The organism is Pseudomonas sp. 2957, assembly GCF_031456345.1.
GTDB classification, from domain to species: domain Bacteria; phylum Pseudomonadota; class Gammaproteobacteria; order Pseudomonadales; family Pseudomonadaceae; genus Aquipseudomonas; species Aquipseudomonas siliginis.
The window spans coordinates 948,908-965,532 of the sequence record NZ_JAVDUL010000002.1; the positions used below are offsets into that span (position 1 = coordinate 948,908).

15 protein-coding genes are annotated in these 16,625 nt (G+C 60.8%); 9 read left to right on the top strand and 6 right to left on the bottom strand.

Annotation, left to right across the window (positions count from 1 at the left end):
* The first annotated feature begins 1 nt into the window (after position 1).
* The 7 genes from J2Y39_RS09755 to J2Y39_RS09785 all read left to right on the top strand — a co-directional run bounded on the left by J2Y39_RS09755 (position 2) and on the right by J2Y39_RS09785 (position 6,406).
* Entirely contained in the window at positions 2-1,066 is a 1,065-nt protein-coding gene (locus J2Y39_RS09755) for a microcin C ABC transporter permease YejB (RefSeq protein WP_056788670.1), read from the top strand.
* Complete coding sequence (locus tag J2Y39_RS09760; RefSeq protein WP_056788667.1) at positions 1,066-2,088, top strand: ABC transporter permease; 1,023 nt, start codon at positions 1,066-1,068, stop codon at positions 2,086-2,088. The genes J2Y39_RS09755 and J2Y39_RS09760 overlap by 1 nt, the downstream gene beginning before the upstream one ends.
* 1 nt (position 2,089) lies before the next feature.
* Positions 2,090-3,724 carry an ABC transporter ATP-binding protein gene (locus J2Y39_RS09765; RefSeq protein WP_310217077.1) on the top strand — a complete coding sequence of 545 codons (1,635 nt, stop codon included), beginning with the start codon at positions 2,090-2,092 and terminating at the stop codon, positions 3,722-3,724.
* Positions 3,725-3,894: 170 nt separating this feature from the next.
* The gene (locus J2Y39_RS09770; protein WP_310217080.1) at positions 3,895-4,416 is read left to right on the top strand and encodes a DUF3455 domain-containing protein; all 522 of its coding nucleotides are present in this window, start codon (positions 3,895-3,897) and stop codon (positions 4,414-4,416) included.
* A gap of 161 nt (positions 4,417-4,577) precedes the next feature.
* Positions 4,578-5,105 (top strand): sigma-70 family RNA polymerase sigma factor, encoded by a 528-nt coding sequence (locus J2Y39_RS09775; RefSeq protein ID WP_310217083.1) that lies wholly within the window; start codon positions 4,578-4,580, stop codon positions 5,103-5,105.
* Positions 5,102-5,794, top strand: coding sequence for an anti-sigma factor domain-containing protein (locus tag J2Y39_RS09780; protein WP_150741205.1), 693 nt, complete (start codon positions 5,102-5,104; stop codon positions 5,792-5,794). The genes J2Y39_RS09775 and J2Y39_RS09780 overlap by 4 nt, the downstream gene beginning before the upstream one ends.
* 132 nt (positions 5,795-5,926) lie before the next feature.
* Positions 5,927-6,406, top strand: coding sequence for a hypothetical protein (locus J2Y39_RS09785; protein WP_024013496.1), 480 nt, complete (start codon positions 5,927-5,929; stop codon positions 6,404-6,406).
* 70 nt (positions 6,407-6,476) lie between these two features.
* Here the strand turns inward: J2Y39_RS09785 and J2Y39_RS09790 are convergent, their stop codons facing one another.
* Complete coding sequence (locus J2Y39_RS09790; RefSeq protein WP_310217087.1) at positions 6,477-7,559, bottom strand: DUF1615 domain-containing protein; 1,083 nt, start codon at positions 7,557-7,559, stop codon at positions 6,477-6,479.
* Positions 7,560-7,827: 268 nt separating this feature from the next.
* On the opposite strand from J2Y39_RS09790, the gene J2Y39_RS09795 reads away from it, so the two are divergent.
* Positions 7,828-10,032: a TonB-dependent siderophore receptor gene (locus J2Y39_RS09795; protein ID WP_252876609.1), complete on the top strand. Its 2,205-nt coding sequence runs from the start codon at positions 7,828-7,830 to the stop codon at positions 10,030-10,032.
* Positions 10,033-10,152: 120 nt separating this feature from the next.
* Here J2Y39_RS09795 and hemB read toward each other — a convergent pair whose 3' ends face one another.
* Both hemB and J2Y39_RS09805 read right to left on the bottom strand, forming a co-directional pair.
* On the bottom strand, positions 10,153-11,127 hold the full coding sequence (gene hemB / locus J2Y39_RS09800) for a porphobilinogen synthase (protein WP_016775388.1): 975 nt from the start codon (positions 11,125-11,127) through the stop codon (positions 10,153-10,155).
* A gap of 255 nt (positions 11,128-11,382) precedes the next feature.
* Positions 11,383-12,081, bottom strand: a complete 699-nt coding sequence (locus tag J2Y39_RS09805) for a glutathione binding-like protein (RefSeq protein ID WP_041477217.1) — start codon at positions 12,079-12,081, stop codon at positions 11,383-11,385.
* A gap of 282 nt (positions 12,082-12,363) precedes the next feature.
* Between J2Y39_RS09805 and J2Y39_RS09810 the strand changes: the two genes are divergently transcribed.
* On the top strand, positions 12,364-13,038 hold the full coding sequence (locus tag J2Y39_RS09810; protein WP_024013504.1) for a hypothetical protein: 675 nt from the start codon (positions 12,364-12,366) through the stop codon (positions 13,036-13,038).
* Between the two features lie 109 nt (positions 13,039-13,147).
* On the opposite strand, the gene mnmH is transcribed toward J2Y39_RS09810, so the two are convergent.
* From mnmH to J2Y39_RS09825, 3 genes are all read right to left on the bottom strand, one after another.
* A complete protein-coding gene (gene mnmH, locus J2Y39_RS09815) occupies positions 13,148-14,254 on the bottom strand; it encodes a tRNA 2-selenouridine(34) synthase MnmH (RefSeq protein ID WP_236169570.1) in 1,107 nt (368 codons plus the stop codon).
* A complete protein-coding gene (gene selD, locus J2Y39_RS09820; protein ID WP_310217094.1) occupies positions 14,254-15,288 on the bottom strand; it encodes a selenide, water dikinase SelD in 1,035 nt (344 codons plus the stop codon). Before selD ends, mnmH begins: the two co-directional genes overlap by 1 nt.
* 172 nt (positions 15,289-15,460) lie before the next feature.
* Positions 15,461-16,570 (bottom strand): hypothetical protein, encoded by a 1,110-nt coding sequence (locus tag J2Y39_RS09825; RefSeq protein ID WP_310217097.1) that lies wholly within the window; start codon positions 16,568-16,570, stop codon positions 15,461-15,463.
* Between the last annotated feature and the right edge of the window lie 55 nt (positions 16,571-16,625).

Here is a 16,625-nt window from a genome sequence, read left to right on the forward strand (position 1 = left end):
CATGCTGCGTTATCTGAGTCGCCGATTGCTGCTGATCATCCCCACGCTGTTGTGCATTCTGGTGGTGAATTTTCTTATCGTGCAGGCCGCGCCCGGCGGCCCGGTGGAACAAGCCATCGCCCGCCTGCAAGGCTTTGGCGGGCACAGCATGGGCGGCGGTGGCGAAGTCGCGGCGGTCGGCGGTGCCGGGCGCAGCAGCCGTGGGCTGGACCCGGCGCTGATCGAGGAAATCAAACACCATTACGGCTTCGACAAACCGCTGCACGAACGCCTGTGGCTGCTGCTGAAAAACTACGCACAACTGGATCTGGGCAACAGCTTCTTTCGCGGCGCCAAGGTCACCGACCTGATCGTGCAGAAGCTGCCGGTGTCGTTGTCGCTGGGCTTGTGGGCGACGCTGATCACCTACCTGATTTCGATTCCGCTGGGCATTCGCAAGGCGATCAGGAACGGCAGCGCCTTCGATGTCTGGAGCAGCACCGCGATCATCGTTGGCTATGCCATGCCAGCGTTTCTCTTCGCCATTCTGTTGATCGTGGTGTTCGCCGGGGGCAGCTACGTCAACTGGTTTCCGGTGCAGGGATTGGTGTCGGACAACTTCGACAGCCTCAGCACATTGGGCAAGGTCGGCGACTACCTCTGGCACCTCGTACTGCCGGTCACGGCGCTGGTGATCGGCGGCTTCGCCACGCTGACGATCCTGACCAAGAACAGCTTTCTCAACGAGATCAGCCGGCAGTACGTGATCACCGCACGAGCCAAGGGCCTGACCGAGCGGCGCGTGCTGTACGGCCACGTGTTTCGCAACGCCATGCTGCTGGTGGTGGCCGGCGTGCCGTCGGCGCTGATCGAAGTGTTTTTCGCCGGCTCCCTGCTGATCGAAACCATCTTCAACCTCGACGGCCTCGGGCGCATGAGCTACGAAGCGGCGGTGTCGCGTGACTATCCGGTGGTGTTCGGCGCGCTGTTTCTGTTCACCCTGTTCGGCCTGCTGATCAAGCTGATCGGCGACCTCTGCTACACCCTGCTCGACCCGCGCATCGATTTCTCGGCGAGGACTGCCTGATGTTCACACTGTCGCCTCTGGGCCAGCGCCGCGTCGCGCAATTCAAGGCCAACCGCCGTGGGCGCTGGTCACTGTGGCTGTTTATCGGCCTGTGCCTGATCTGCCTCGGTGGCGAGCTGATCGCCAATGACAAGCCGCTGGTGATCCGCTACCACGACGCCTTCTACTTTCCGATCCTCAGCGATTATCTGGAAACCGATTTCGGCGGCGAGCTGCCGTTTCAGCCGGATTACGCCAGCAGTTACGTGCACAAGCTGATCGAGGATCAGGGCGGCTGGATGCTGTTTCCGCCGATCCCGTTCAGTTACGACACGGTCAACTACGACCTCACCGAACCGGCGCCCAGCCCGCCGTCATCGAGCAATTGGCTGGGCACCGACGATCAGGCTCGCGATGTTCTGGCGCGGGTTATTTTCGGCACGCGGATCTCGATTCTGTTCGCGCTGATCCTCACCGCCATCAGCGCGTTGATCGGCATTCTCGCCGGGGCTTTACAGGGTTATTACGGCGGCTGGGTCGACTTGCTCGGGCAGCGCGTTCTGGAAATCTGGTCGGGGCTGCCGGTGCTGTATCTGCTGATCATTCTGTCCGGCTTCGTCTCGCCGAGTTTCTGGTGGCTGCTGGGGATCATGGCGCTGTTTTCCTGGCTGGCGCTGGTCGACGTGGTGCGCGCCGAGTTCCTGCGGGGGCGCAATCTCGAATACGTGAAAGCCGCGCGCGCGCTGGGCCTGACCGACAGCGAACTGATGCGTCGGCACATTCTGCCCAACGCCATGACCTCCACCCTCACCTACCTGCCGTTCATTCTCACCGGCGCCATCGCCACCCTGACCGCGCTGGATTTCCTCGGCTTCGGCATGCCCGCCGGTACCGCGTCGCTGGGCGAGTTGATCGGCCAGGCCAAACGCAATCTGCAGGCACCGTGGCTGGGGCTGACGGCGTTTTTTGCCCTGGCGCTGATCCTGTCTTTGTTGGTTTTCATCGGTGAAGCGTGCCGAGATGCCTTTGATCCGAGGAGCTGACATGCAAGACCATTTAATCGAGATCCGCGACCTGCGCGTCGCCTTCGCAGGGCAAGAAGTGGTGCACGGTGTGAACCTCGATATTCGCCGTGGCGAGTGTCTGGCGCTGGTCGGCGAGTCCGGCTCGGGCAAGTCGGTGACGGCGCATTCGATTCTGCGTTTGTTGCCGGGCAAGAACGTCAGCAGCAGCGGCGCGATTCGCTACAACGGCGTGGATTTGCTGCACGCCAGCGAACAGCAGATGCGTGGTTTGCGCGGCAATCGCATTGCGATGATTTTCCAGGAGCCGATGACCTCGCTGAACCCGTTGCACACGGTGGAAAAACAGATCAGCGAAGTGTTGGAAATCCACAAGGGCCTCAAAGGCCGCGCCGCCCGCGCGCGGACGCTGGAGCTGCTCGAGCTGGTGGGTATCCGCCAGCCGTTGCAGCGACTCAAAGCCTATCCGCATCAGCTTTCCGGTGGTCAGCGCCAACGGGTAATGATCGCCATGGCGCTGGCCAACGAGCCGGAACTGTTGATTGCCGATGAACCGACCACGGCGCTGGACGTGACCGTACAGCAGAAGATTCTTGAGCTGCTGATCGAGTTGCAGCAGCGCCTCGGCATGTCGCTGTTGCTGATCAGCCACGACCTCAATCTGGTACGCCGGATCGCTCAGCGCGTGTGCGTAATGCGTCAGGGCGAGATCGTTGAACAGGCCGATTGCGAGACGCTGTTCCAAGCGCCGCAACACCCCTATAGCCGGTTGTTGATCGAAGCGGAACCGAGCGGCGCGCCAGTGCCCAGTGAGTACGAGCACAACCTGCTGGAAGTCGATGATTTGAAGGTGTGGTTTGCCCTGCCGAAAAAACTCTTCAGCCGCCAGCAGGATTACATCAAAGCGGTGGACGGCGTCAGTTTCACCCTGCAACGCGGCAAGACCCTGGGGATTGTCGGCGAATCGGGGTCGGGCAAGTCGACGCTGGGCCAGGCGATCCTGCGCCTGGTCGAATCAGAGGGCAATATCCGTTTCGGCAACAAGCAGTTGAGCCTGCTCAATCAGCGTCTGATGCGCCCGTTGCGCCGGCAGATTCAGGTGGTGTTTCAGGACCCGTTCGGCAGCCTCAGCCCACGCATGTCGGTGCAGCAGATCATTGCCGAAGGCTTGCTGACCCACGGCATCGGCAGCGAGGCCGAGCGCGAGGCAGCGGTGATTCGCGTGCTGGAGGAAGTCGGCCTCGATCCGCAAAGCCGCCATCGTTATCCCCACGAATTTTCCGGCGGCCAGCGCCAGCGCATCTCCATCGCCCGCGCACTGGTGCTGGAACCGGCGCTGATTCTGCTCGACGAACCGACGTCGGCGCTGGATCGCACGGTGCAGAAGCAAGTGGTGGAGTTGTTGCGCCAGTTGCAGATCAGGCATGGGCTGACGTACCTGTTCATCAGCCATGATCTGGCGGTGGTGCATGCACTGGCGCATGACTTGATGGTGATCAAGGACGGCAAGGTGGTTGAACAAGGCTCGTCGCGGGAGATTTTCGCTGCGCCGCAACATCCGTATACCCAAGAGTTACTGAAAGCCTCGGGCCTCAAGCCGTACAGAGAACCCTGTGGGAGCGAGCCTGCTCGCGAATGCGGTGCATCAGTCACATAAGTGCTGGCTGACCCGACGCTTTCGCGAGCAGGCTCGCTCCCACAGGTTTGATCGGTGGTGTTTGAAATTTATTTTTCCGGCACTGCATCCAATCGCCTCCGTCACGGGTAGTCCCTGTAACAGCCCACTCTGGTGCTGTAAGCGCCCTACCCTTTTCGGAGAATCATCGGATGAAAATCACCCAGCTGATTGGCTTCACCGGTTTGCTCGCCTTCACCGCGACCACCTTCGCCCAGAGCAGTTATCCCGACGCGATCAAGGTGCCGGACGGGCACAAGATTGCCCTGGAAACCACCGGGGTTGGCGAGATCACCTACGAATGCCGCGACAAGCCCAATATGGCCGGGCAGACCGAATGGACCTTTGTCGGCCCGAAAGCGGTGCTCAATGATCGCAGCGGCAAACAGGTCGGCACCTATTTCGGCCCGCCAGCGACCTGGCAAGCCAAGGACGGTTCGAAAGTCACCGGCACACAACTCGCCGTGGCACCGTCGAGCCCGGGCAACCTGCCCTATCAACTGGTCAAGGCCAATCCCGCCGAGGGCAAAGGCGCAATGACCGGGGTCAGCTATATCCAGCGTGTCGCGCTCAAGGGCGGCGTGGCGCCGGGCAGTGAGTGCACGATGGCGAACAAGGGCAAGCAGGAAGTGGTGAAGTACCAGGCGGATTATATTTTCTGGGCGGCGAACTGATATCCGGAAGCAGTGCACAATCCTGTGGGAGCGAGCCTGCTCGCGAAGACGGAGTGTCAGTCGCCTTATTACTTTCTGACCCACCGCATTCGCGAGCAAGCTCGCTCCCACAGGGAACCATGCCTCTGGATGTTTGGGAAATGTGAGCTAGATTGCACCCCATGCCTTTACCCGAATCCGTTTTCGATTACGAAGCCCGCCTCGCCGCCTGTGCCCGGGGCGAGCGCGCGGCTTTGCGCGATTTGTATGTGCAGGAAGGCCCGCGCCTGCTCGGTGTGGCCAAGCGGCTGGTGCGCGATACGGCGCTGGCGGAGGACATTGTGCATGAGGCATTCATCAAGATCTGGCACGGCGCGGCCGGGTTCGACCCGGCGCGCGGCTCGGCGCGGGGCTGGATGTTCAGCGTGACCCGGCACCTTGCCTTGAATCAGTTGCGCAAGCAAAGTCGGGAAACGCCGTTCAGCGAAGAACATGAGGCAGCGGCGCCTGATGAGCTGGCCGATATTCACTCGGCGCGCATTCATCGCTGCCTCGAACAACTGGAACCGCAGCGGCGCAGCTGCATCCTCCATGCCTACGTCGACGGTTATAGCCACGCGCAGATTTCCGCGCGCCTCGACACGCCGCTGGGCACGGTCAAAGCGTGGATCAAGCGCAGCCTCAATGCTTTGCGGGAGTGCATGGGATGACCGGCGAATCAGCGCAGGAACGGGATGAACTGGCCGGCGAATACGTGCTCGGCACCTTGTCGTTCGAGCAGCGCATCGAGGTGCAACGGCGCCTGCCGAACGATCCCGAACTGCGTGCAGCGGTGGATGCCTGGGAGCGGCGTCTGCTGGAGCTGACCGATCTGGCCGAACCTCAGCAACCCTCGGCGCAGCTGTGGCCACGCATCGAGCGCAGTCTCGAACGGCTTACGGTGAAGAAGCCGCTGACCTCGTGGTGGAATCTGCTGCCACTGTGGCGTGGCCTGAGTGCGGCGGGCCTGGCTGCGACGCTGATTCTGGGCGCGATGCTACTGACCCAGACTGCGCCGAAACCGAGTTATCTGGTCGTGCTGGTGGCGCCGCAGGACAAGGCGCCGGGTTGGGTGATTCAGGCGAGCAATGCGCGGGAGATCCAGTTGATTCCGCTAGGGGTGGTCGAGGTGCCGGCGGACAAGGCGCTGGAGTTCTGGACCAAGGCTGACGGCTGGTCGGGACCGGTGTCATTGGGACTGGTCAAACCGGGGCAAGCGTTGTCGGTGCCGCTGGACAAGTTGCCGCCGCTGCAACCGAACCAGCTGTTTGAGCTGACCCTGGAAGGCGCCAATGGCTCACCGATCGGCAAACCGACCGGGCCGATTCAGGCGATCGGGCGTGCGGTGAAGGTGCTCTGAGGCTCTGCTACGCGGTTGTCCGCAACCATCATCGACGTCGATGTTCACCATCACGGCAATGAAGTTCTCATAAAAAATTCCGGGCGTAACATCAGCTCCATACCAACCAACAACACCCCGGAGCACACCATCATGAAACGCCAGACTCTTCTCAGCATCGCTTTCTCGGTTTTCGCAGTTAACGCTTTCGCCGCCACCCCGGCGCACACCATGATCGCCGAAGGCGGCTCGGACAAACTGATCGAAAGCCGTCTGGCTGAAGGCGGTTCGGATCGTCTGATCGAACGCCGCGTTGCCGAAGGTGGTTCGGATCGTCTGATTGAACGCCGCGTTGCCGAAGGTGGTTCCGATCGTCTGATCGAACGCCGCGTTGCCGAAGGTGGCTCTGATCGTCTGATCGAGCGCCGCGTTGCCGAAGGTGGTTCGGATCGTCTGATCGAACGCCGCGTTGCCGAAGGTGGTTCGGATCGTCTGATCGAACGCCGCGTTGCCGAAGGTGGCTCTGATCGTCTGATCGAGCGCCGCGTTGCCGAAGGTGGTTCGGATCGTCTGATCGAACGCCGCGTTGCTGAAGGTGGCTCGGATCGTCTGATCGAACGCCGTGTTGCCTGATGCATCACTGCAAGCGCAACACCGCAGAGAAACCCGGCTCCCGCAGCCGGGTTTTTTATGTCTGCGTGTTTTATCCGGCCTTCGCCATGCAGCGCTTGTAACGCTCGTCCACGCGCTTGGCGAACCAGGCAGTGGTGAGTTTGCGGGTGATCTTCGGACTCTGCAGCACAATCCCCGGCAATACCGCGCGCGGTAACGCCTTGCCTTCGGCCCGCTCCGCCAGTTCGAACACGCGTTGATAGAGTCTGGTCTCTTCGAATTCCAGGGTTTTGCCCTTCTCCAGTTGATCGCGAATCGTCGGGTTGCGCATGCCCAGCGACTTGCCGAGGGTGCGCACCGCCAGTTCGGTACTGCCGGGCATGATCGAGTCGTAGCGAATCAGGTCGCCGTCCAGAGTCAGGGGGATGCCGGACGCGCGGCTGACCGCATTCTGAAACGCGGCATTGCGACTGGCGTACCAGCCGGCGTTGAAATCGGCGAAGCGATACAACGGCTCGCGGTAATTCACCGGGTAACCGAGCAAATGGGCGATGCCGAAATACATGCCGCCGCGCCGGCTGAACACTTCACGGCGGATCGTGCCGTCCACCGTGTACGGATAATCCTTGGCGTGCTCCTCGGCGAATTCGATGCTGACCTGCATCGGCCCGCCGGTGTGCACCGGGTTGAAGCCGCCGAACAGCGTACGGCCCATCGGCACCATGCCGATGAAGTCGTCGAAAATCGCGCTCAGTTCCTTTTCACTGCGCGCCGCATTCAGACGCTCGCTGTAGCTCTTGCCGTTGGGCGAGCGCACTTGTAAAGCGCCGCTGACCAGCAGGCTGGGGATGTGCACCTTGGCGGCGCGGCGGTCGATTTCGTCGCGGGCAATCTTGCCCAGCCCGGGCACCGTCGGGTCGGCTTGGAAAGTCGATTCCTGCTCGGCCACGGCCAGTACCGAACACAGATTTTGCGTGGTGGTGCTGATGCCTTGTGCGGCAAACGCAGCGTAGATGTCCGTGGCCCAGCCCTGACGGTCGGCGGTTTTTGCCGGCAACAGCCGAACGATTTCCGCCTTCACTTCAGCCGGCGGACGCGGCGCCGGTTCGTTGCTGCGCTGGCTGGCGCAACCGGCGAGCAGTAGCACGGCGCCGAGAGTAATGAGTAATCGCATGTTGCTCCATCCAATCAAATTCGCCACAACACCATACACAACCCCCGTAGGAGCTGCCGCAGGCTGCGATCTTTTGATCTTGCTTTTTGCAGATCAGATCAAGATCAAGATCAAAAGATCGCAGCCTGCGGCAGCTCCTACACGCTGATGACAAACTGATTGCAAAACGTTACTGCGAAACCCTATCATTCGCGCCTGGAGTCGCATTAGCGCAAGGAGTTCCGCGCCGCCCTTATTTTTCTTTGGCCGCTCGCCTCCAGGATCCGACATGCCCGCTTCAGCTCGACTCGGCGCTCCATTTCGCCCGACTTTGCTTGCCCTGCTGTGCTCCCTGACCGTTACCGCCCACGCCGCTGAACAAAACAGCAAAGAGCTGGTGCTCGACGACGTCAACGTCAATGCCCAAGCCCCGACACCCAACGCCCTGCCCCCGGTCTACGCTGGCGGTCAGGTTGCGCGCGGCGGCCAGTTGGGCGTGCTCGGCAATCAGGACATGATGGACGTGCCCTTCAGCGCCGCGTCCTACACCGAGCAATTGATCCAGGATCAGCAGGCGGAAAACGTCGCCGATGTACTGCTCAACGATTCTTCCGTGCGCCAGGCCTCGGGCTTCTCCAACCAGGCGCAGGTCTTCATGATTCGCGGCCTGCCGCTCAATGGCGACGACATTTCCTATAACGGCCTGTACGGCGTGTTGCCCCGGCAGATCATTTCCACCGATGCGCTGGAGCGCGTGGAAGTGTTCAAAGGCCCCAACGCTTTCATCAACGGCGTGACCCCGACCGGTTCCGGCATCGGCGGCGGCGTCAACCTGCAACCCAAGCGGGCCGGCGACGTGCCGCTGCGTCGTTACACCACCGACATCAACAGCGAAGGCCGCATCGGTCATCACTTCGACATCGGCCAGCGTTTCGGTGAAGACAACCGCTTCGGCGCGCGGGTCAACCTGTCGCAGCGCGAAGGCGACACCGGTATCGATCACGAGAACCAGCGCTCGAAACTGTTCGCCATCGGTCTGGATTATCGCGGCGATGCGCTACGGGTTTCCGGTGACTTTGCCTATCAGAAGGAACGCGTTAACGGTGGCCGCAGCTCGGTCAACCTCGGCACCGCCACGCACATCCCGGACGCGCCATCGGCGGACACCAACTACGCGCCGAAATGGGGCTACACCGACATCGAAGACACCTTCGGCATGCTCCGCGCCGAGTACGACCTCAACGACAGCTGGACCGCCTACGCCGCCGGTGGCGCCAAGCACACCCGTGAAGTCGGGCGCTATAACTCGACCACGCTGGTCGGCAACAACGGCGCCTCGTTCACCACCGGCTCGTTCGTCCCGCATGACGAGGACAACACCAGCGTCATGGCCGGCCTCAACGGCAAATTCAACACCGGCCCGGTCAGCCACAAGCTGAATTTCGGCCTGACCGGGATCTGGGCCGAGCAGCGCAGTGCCTATGACTTCGACCTGACCCGCTACTCCAACAACATCTATCACCCGATCACTACCCCAGCGCCGGTAGGCAACTTCTCTGGCGGCGATCTCAACGATCCGGGCATCGTCGGCAAGACCTTCAACCGCAGCGTGGCGATTTCCGACACCCTCGGGTTCTTCGACGATCGCCTGCTGGTCACCGCCGGTCTGCGTCGTCAGCAACTGGTGGTGCAGGGTTACAGCTACGCCAGCTACGGCAGCGGCCCGCGTTCGTCGAGCTACGACGAATCGATCACCACTCCGGTGTACGGCATCGTGTTCAAGCCGTGGGAGCATGTGTCGTTCTACGCCAACCATATCGAAGGCCTGGCCCAAGGGCCGACTTCGCCGACCAGCTCCGGCGGTTTCCGCGTCACCAACGGCAACGAGGTCTACGCACCGAAACGCTCCAAGCAGACCGAACTGGGCGTGAAAGTCGACATGGGCACCTACGGTGCGAGCCTCGGTGTTTACCGCATCGAACAGCCAAGCGATGGCTACTGCGAAATCAACAGTCCGACCACTTGCACCTACGTCCGTGAAGGCGAACAGATCAACAAAGGCGTGGAGATGAACGTGTTCGGCGAGCCGATCGACGGCCTGCGCCTGATCAGTGGCCTGACCCTGATGGACACCGAACTGAAAAACACCCTCAATGGCGCCAACGACGGTAACCACGCCATCGGCGTACCGACCTTCCAGTTCAACGCTGGCGTGGACTGGGACGTGCCAGGCCTGCAAGGCGTTGCGCTGAACGCGCGGATGCTGCGCACCGGCGGACAATACGCCGACGCAGCAAACAACCTCAGCCTGCCGACGTGGAACCGCTTCGATGCCGGCGCGCGTTATGCGTTCAAGGTGTCGGAGAAGGATGTGACCGTGCGGTTCGGTGTTGAGAACCTGGCGAACAAGAAGTACTGGGAATCGGCTCAGGGCGGCTACCTGACCCAGGGCGAACCGCGAGTGGCGAAGTTGTCCGGGACTATCGACTTCTAAGCGTGATTGCGTCGTAAAAAAGGCCCTGCAGTTTCATGGTTGCGGGGCCTTTGTGCTTTTGTGGTGCTTGACCGGACGCTTCGCGAGCAGGCTCGCTCCCACAAGGGTACGAAGTGCGGCTTAGATCCCGGCCAACGCCAGATCCATCGCAAAGTAAGTGAAGATCAGATCCGCCCCGGCACGCTTGATCGCGCCAAGGCTTTCGCGGACCACGCGATCCTCATCGATCGCGCCGGCCTGGGCGCCGAACTTGATCATCGCGTATTCGCCGCTGACCTGATACGCCGCCAGTGGCAGGTTCGAGGCCTGGCGGATGTCGCGGATGATGTCGAGGTAGGCGCCGGCCGGTTTGACCATCAGCGCATCGGCACCTTCCTGCTCATCGAGCAGCGATTCGCGCAGGGCTTCGCGGCGGTTCATCGGGTTCATCTGATAGCTTTTGCGATCGCCCTTGAGCGCGCTGCCGCCAGCCTCGCGGAACGGGCCGTATAGTGCCGAAGCGAATTTGGTCGAGTAGGCCATGATCGGAATCTGCGTGAAGCCGGCGGCGTCGAGCGCCTGGCGAATCGCGCGCACCTGGCCGTCCATTGCTGCCGACGGTGCGATCACGTCAGCCCCGGCGCGGGCGGCCGCTACGGCTTGTTTGCCAAGGTTGATCAGAGTCTGGTCGTTGTCGACTTCGTGGTTGTGCATCACGCCGCAATGGCCGTGATCGGTGTATTCGCAGAAGCAGGTGTCGGACATCACGATCATTTCCGGCACGGCGTCCTTGGCAATGCGCGACATGCGCGACACCAGACCGTCTTCGCGCCAGGTGTCGCTGCCGTTGGCATCGAGATGATGGGACACGCCAAAAGTCATCACCGACTTGATGCCGGCACGGGCATAGCGCTCGATTTCGCTGGCCAGTTTGCGCTCGGGAATGCGCTGCACGCCGGGCATGCTGGTGATCGGCACGAAGTCGTCGATGTCTTCCTCGACGAAGATCGGCAGGACCAGATCGTTCAGGCTGAACTCGGTTTCCTGGAACAGACTGCGCAGGCTCGCATTGCGGCGCAGACGGCGGGGACGTGCTTCGGGGAACTGACTGGACATGGGGCCTTTCCTGAAAACAGCGGATGAGACGAAAGTCGTAGGGGGCGAAGCTTATGCCTTGCGGCGGGTGCGGGACAAACCTGGATCAATCAAGAGAGCGTTACCGGGCTTGTAATAATCTTGCATGTACATTTCAAATTCCTGTGGGAGCTGGCTTGCCAGCGATGGCGGCAGGTCAGTCACCAATGATGTTGACTGTGCTGGCTTCATCGCTGGCAAGCCAGCTCCCACAGGGGGCATGTGTACAACTGAAAGTCAGGATGGGATGGTCAGGCCACGAATGACCGCCGGGCGAGCAAGAAACCGCTCCAGCACCCGTGTGACATTGGGGAAATTCTCAATCCCGACCAGATCCCCCGCCTCATAAAACCCGAGCAGATTGCGCACCCACGGGAACGTGGCGATGTCAGCGATGGTGTAACGCTCGCCCATGATCCAGTCGCGGCCTTCGAGGCGGGTGTTGAGCACGTTCAGCAGGCGTTTGCTCTCCTCGACATACCGATCGCGTGGACGCTTGTCCTCGTAATCCTTGCCGGCAAATTTGTTGAAGAAACCGAGCTGGCCGAACATCGGGCCAATGCCGCCCATCTGCCACATCAGCCATTGGATGGTCTCGTAGCGCAGCGCGCCTTCTTGAGCGAGCAACTGACCGCTCTTGTCGGCCAGATAAATCAGGATCGCGCCGGATTCGAACAGCGGCAGCGGTTTATCTTCAGGGCCATGCGGGTCGAGGATCGCCGGGATCTTGTTGTTCGGGTTCAGCGAGAGAAATTCCGCCGAGGTCTGGTCGTTGGTGTCGAAACCGACGCGGTGCGGCTCATACGGCAGGCCAATCTCTTCGAGCATGATCGACACTTTGACGCCGTTGGGGGTCGGCAGGGAGTAGAGCTGAATCCAGTCCGGGTACTGCGCCGGCCATTTCTGAGTAATCGGGAATGCAGACAGATCGGTCATTGGAAGCATCCAGTCACAAATTGAAAACCGATCATAAAGTAGGCCTGCCGCTGCGCCTACACGAACCGTAACATCCTGTCGCTAACCTGCCTGCATGCCCGCAAAGGTTGCCGCTAGAGTGCTGCGCACTGGCCTGGAACGAACCAAACGGCGTTACAGGACTCTGAGTTATGCCTTTCTCGCAGAGGAAGCTGTTTATGACAGGGAAACACCCGGTGCTGGGAGCCCGCGGTGCCAAGGTTTGTCAGCCTTAACCGATTTTGCTGAAGAACCCTCGAATTGATGACGAACCTGATGAGTTTCGCCAAACGTTTCAAACATCGCGCGTACGTGGCCCTGCCCTCCCTGCTGGCAGTCAGCGCGCTTTTTCTGTCCCTCGAATCCAGCGAAAGCCGCGCCCAACCGGCGGACGGCACACAGACGCTGGTGTTCCTGCGCCACGCGGAAAAGCCCGAAGGCGGCCTCGGCCAGCTCAACTGCCAGGGCCTGAACCGCGCCATCGACCTGTCGACGCTGCTGCCGGAAAAATTCGGCAAGGCCGATTACGTGTTCGCCGCCAACCCGACGCGCAATGTCGAGGAAGGCGAGCTGGATAATTCCTACAGCTACATTCGTCCGCTGATGACCATCAGCCCGGCCGCGATCAAGCTCGGCCTGCCGGTGAACATCGAATTCTCTGCCAACGACACCAGCGATCTGGCCCGCGAGCTGCTGGACGAGAAGTACCACAACTCGACGATCTACACCGCCTGGTCCCACGGTTATCTGCCGGATCTGATCAACAAGGTCGCCGGCAACGCAGTGGGCGAGCGACAGAAGATCACCGATGACTGGGCCGGCGATGACTTCGATTCGCTGTATGTGCTGACCCTGAAGTGGCACAACGGCAAGGCCAGTTTGCAGAGCCATGTCTACAAACAGGGGCTGGATAACGGCAAGGACACTTGCCCGACCTGAGTTTTGTATCGCCCGATCTTGCGTCTTCGCGAGCAGGCTCGCTCCCACAGGGGAACGCATTTCAACTGTGGGAGCGAGCCTGCTCGCGAAGAGGCCAGTTGCTTGCACCTCAAGCCTTCTGGCTGACCCGCTCGCGCAAATACTCGATCACCGCCTGACGCTCCCCGGCAAACTCGATCCGCCCGCCCTTCTTCTCGCGCTGGAATACATACATCGGGTCGTAGTACTCGCGCAGCAACACGCTTGTCCAATCGCGAAACAACTCGACCGAACCGCTAAGGGCCTGTTCGGCCAGTGCAGCCTCCATCTGACCGTACAGTCGTTGATAGCGCTCGCCACCCAGGCGACGCTGAATATTGTTCAGGCTGGCAATCAATCGCTCGGCATATAGGGCGAAACCCACCTGCTCGCCATGCAAGGCGACGAACTCGGCGTGCAGGTCAATCACGTAATCCTGCAGGATTCGCTCTACCCGATTCTCGAGGCTGTCTTCAAGCCAGACCAGCGGTGCCGCTTGCATGCCCCGGTACAGCGGCAACGGCAAGGCACAGCTGCCGACCACCCGACTCTCGTCTTCCAGGACAAATTGCCCGATCCCGCGGGCGCGCTTTTTCAGCACATCGACAGCCAGGCGATTTTCGAAATCAATGTTGCCCGGCTGCCCGGTGGCGCGCTTGCCGAAACTCGAACCGCGGTGATTGGCATGGCCTTCAAGATCCAGACCATTGCTCAACTGCACCAGCACTTCGGTCTTGCCAGTACCGGTCATGCCACCGAGCAGAACCAGATCGCATTCGGCCACAGCCTGATCGACGGTTTCCAGGAGGAACGTGCGCATGGCCTTGTAGCCACCGCCCACACGCGGGTAATCGATGCCACCCTCGTCCTTGATCCATTGCTGGACGATCTGTGAACGCAGGCCACCGCGGAAACAATAGAGATAGCCGTCGGGGTGGTTACGGGCGAATTCGACCCAGCCCTGAATGCGTGCCTCCCGAACCTCGGCCGACACCAGCCGCTCACCCAGTGCAATCGCGGCTTGCTGCCCGTGCTGTTTGTAACAGGTGCCGACCTGTTCGCGCTCACGGTCGTTCATCAGCGGCAGATTGATCACACCCGGGAACGCGCCGTGGGAAAATTCAACCGGCGCGCGGACATCCATCATTGGCCGGTCGTTGAGGAAAATATCGCGGTAGTCGGTGCAGTCGCGGAGCATCAAATCACCTCGACCGCGTTCGTCTGTCGCTCAACCAGTTCGCCGATCGGCGCAAGGCTCAGGCCCAGTTCGGCGGCGACGCCAAGGAACTCGTCATTACCTGCAGGCGTGACCGCAATCAGCAGACCACCGCTGGTCTGCGGATCGCACAGCACGCGTTTGTGCAACTCCTGCACGCGGCCAACCTTGCTCGAATAGCTGTCAAAGTTGCGCAGCGTACCGCCCGGCACGCAGCCCTGATCGAGGTAGTACTCGACGCTGTCCAGACGCGGCACGCGGTCATAGGCGATGCGCGCGGTCAACTGGCTGCCGTCGGCCATTTCCACCAGATGCCCGAGCAGGCCGAAACCGGTGACGTCAGTCATCGCCGTAACGCCGGCGAGTTTGCCGAAACGGCTGCCAGGCTTGTTCAGGGTGCACATCCAGTCGCGGGCGACACCGACGTCGACGGCGCGCAACTTGCCCTTCTTTTCGGCGGTGGTGAGGATGCCGATGCCCAACGGTTTGGTCAGGTACAACAGGCAACCGGCGGTGGCGGTGTCGTTGCGTTTCATGTGGCGCTTTTCCACAAGCCCGGTGACGGCGAGGCCGAAGATCGGCTCCGGCGCATCGATCGAATGCCCGCCCGCCAGTGGAATACCCGCCGCGTCGCACACCGAGCGACCGCCACGAATCACTTCCCGCGCCACTTCCGGCGCCAGCACATTCACCGGCCAGCCGAGGATCGCGATCGCCATCAACGGATCGCCACCCATCGCGTAGATGTCGCTGATTGCGTTGGTTGCGGCGATGCGGCCGAAGTCGAACGGGTCATCGACAATCGGCATGAAAAAATCGGTGGTCGACACCACACCACGCTCGGCATCGATCGCATACACCGCCGCGTCATCGCGCGAGGCGTTGCCGACCCAGAGTTTTGGATCAAGGTTCTGTGCGCCGCTGCCGGCGAGGATCACTTCCAGCACCTGCGGGGAAATCTTGCAGCCACAACCGGCGCCATGGCTGTATTGGGTCAGACGAATCGGCTCGCTCATGGGAGAGTCTCTGGCAATGAATGGGGCGGATTCTAGCAGAGCGCGAGCGCGCAGATTTTTGTGCTGACCGAGCGGCCCCTTCGCGAGCAGGCTCGCTCCCACATTTGTACGGTGGTCTCCTGTGGGAGCGAGCCCGCTCGCGAAAGCAATCGAACCTGCCTGCACCGTCCAGTCAGCCCCGCCTGCAAACCTCAGCGAAAATCTGCGTAATCGGCCGATGCGGCTGGCGCTTGTGCATACGCCGCACTTGTTCGCTCAGCCGCAGCAACTCTTCACTGGGCTTGGCCCATTGCTCTTTCGGCAGCGGCTCAGACCATTCGCGCATGACTTCCGGCAACGCCTGCTTGCCGATTCTTTCCAGCCGACGCACTTCCCATTCGACCAGACGATTGGGAATCGTCCATAAAGTCATGACGTGATACAGGTACCAAAAAAATCCCGACAGCCGCGAGCGGTGGCCTTCACGGATCTGCTGATGCATCCGCGCGCGGGCATTGCGGAAAGTGTGCAGGCCTTCGTGGGGCGGGTCGTCCGGGCCTTGCAGATCCTGCAAATCCTGAATTGATTTGAGGTCGTTGACTTCGTACTCCATGTAACCGCGAATCGCTTCCCAATGGCTGATCGCGAGCTCCAGGCCGGCGCATTGGAATTCAAGGCTGGTGAGGGTATCGCCGTGATGAAAACCGATGCCCATGCCATATTGACGATGGATGCCGAATTGGGTGGTGCCTTTGGCTTCGATGATCCAGGCGCTGAGCGATTCCCATGGAACGAAAACTGGTTCGGTGGCGCCTTCGGGCATGAAACAGACTTCGCGGCGTTGGCGGTTGAAGCGGGTTGGGATGAGGGAGAGACGTTTTTTGTGGACGTGGTGCCAGACGCCTAGGCCAATAAGTAGGATCGAGGGGCCGCAGATTAATTGGTTCTTGTAAGCCTCTTCGAATACACCAATCATTGATTCCCAAATTGCCCCGTTTCCATAGCCAAAAATAATGCCTAGTAACCCTGTAACTAAAGGAAATAAAACGATGATCATAAAGGCGCCTGCGGTTGGCGCGCCGAGAATTACCTGCCACGAAAATACCTCTGGCAGTCCAAGCCCAAAGTCCATGTATCCGTCATTGAACGCTCCGATATGAGGTCCGTAAGGCGGCATTGATGTAGGTAATGGCAACGGTGCGAGGTAGGTAATTTTCCCGCTTGGGAACGGCTCAATATCGCCCGCTTTTTTAACCCCCTCATATTCCGAACTGGAAAGAGGATTACTGCGATTATTCAGCATGGTCGGCCCATTCGAGGTATTGAGTTTCTACCAGCAGAACCATCGGGTTTTCCTT

Bases quoted from the DNA above. Each gene is read 5' to 3' on its own strand.
- J2Y39_RS09760 (WP_056788667.1), top strand. From the start codon at position 1,066: ATGTTCACACTGTCGCCTCTGGGCCAGCGCCGCGTCGCGCAATTCAAG.
- J2Y39_RS09825 (WP_310217097.1), bottom strand. From the start codon at position 16,570: ATGCTGAATAATCGCAGTAATCCTCTTTCCAGTTCGGAATATGAGGGG.
- J2Y39_RS09780 (WP_150741205.1), top strand. From the start codon at position 5,102: ATGACCGGCGAATCAGCGCAGGAACGGGATGAACTGGCCGGCGAATAC.
- mnmH (WP_236169570.1), bottom strand. From the start codon at position 14,254: ATGCTCCGCGACTGCACCGACTACCGCGATATTTTCCTCAACGACCGG.
- J2Y39_RS09755 (WP_056788670.1), top strand. From the start codon at position 2: ATGCTGCGTTATCTGAGTCGCCGATTGCTGCTGATCATCCCCACGCTG.
- hemB (WP_016775388.1), bottom strand. From the start codon at position 11,127: ATGTCCAGTCAGTTCCCCGAAGCACGTCCCCGCCGTCTGCGCCGCAAT.
- selD (WP_310217094.1), bottom strand. From the start codon at position 15,288: ATGAGCGAGCCGATTCGTCTGACCCAATACAGCCATGGCGCCGGTTGT.
- J2Y39_RS09795 (WP_252876609.1), top strand. From the start codon at position 7,828: ATGCCCGCTTCAGCTCGACTCGGCGCTCCATTTCGCCCGACTTTGCTT.
- J2Y39_RS09790 (WP_310217087.1), bottom strand. From the start codon at position 7,559: ATGCGATTACTCATTACTCTCGGCGCCGTGCTACTGCTCGCCGGTTGC.
- J2Y39_RS09775 (WP_310217083.1), top strand. From the start codon at position 4,578: ATGCCTTTACCCGAATCCGTTTTCGATTACGAAGCCCGCCTCGCCGCC.
- J2Y39_RS09765 (WP_310217077.1), top strand. From the start codon at position 2,090: ATGCAAGACCATTTAATCGAGATCCGCGACCTGCGCGTCGCCTTCGCA.
- J2Y39_RS09785 (WP_024013496.1), top strand. From the start codon at position 5,927: ATGAAACGCCAGACTCTTCTCAGCATCGCTTTCTCGGTTTTCGCAGTT.
- J2Y39_RS09805 (WP_041477217.1), bottom strand. From the start codon at position 12,081: ATGACCGATCTGTCTGCATTCCCGATTACTCAGAAATGGCCGGCGCAG.
- J2Y39_RS09770 (WP_310217080.1), top strand. From the start codon at position 3,895: ATGAAAATCACCCAGCTGATTGGCTTCACCGGTTTGCTCGCCTTCACC.
- J2Y39_RS09810 (WP_024013504.1), top strand. From the start codon at position 12,364: ATGACGAACCTGATGAGTTTCGCCAAACGTTTCAAACATCGCGCGTAC.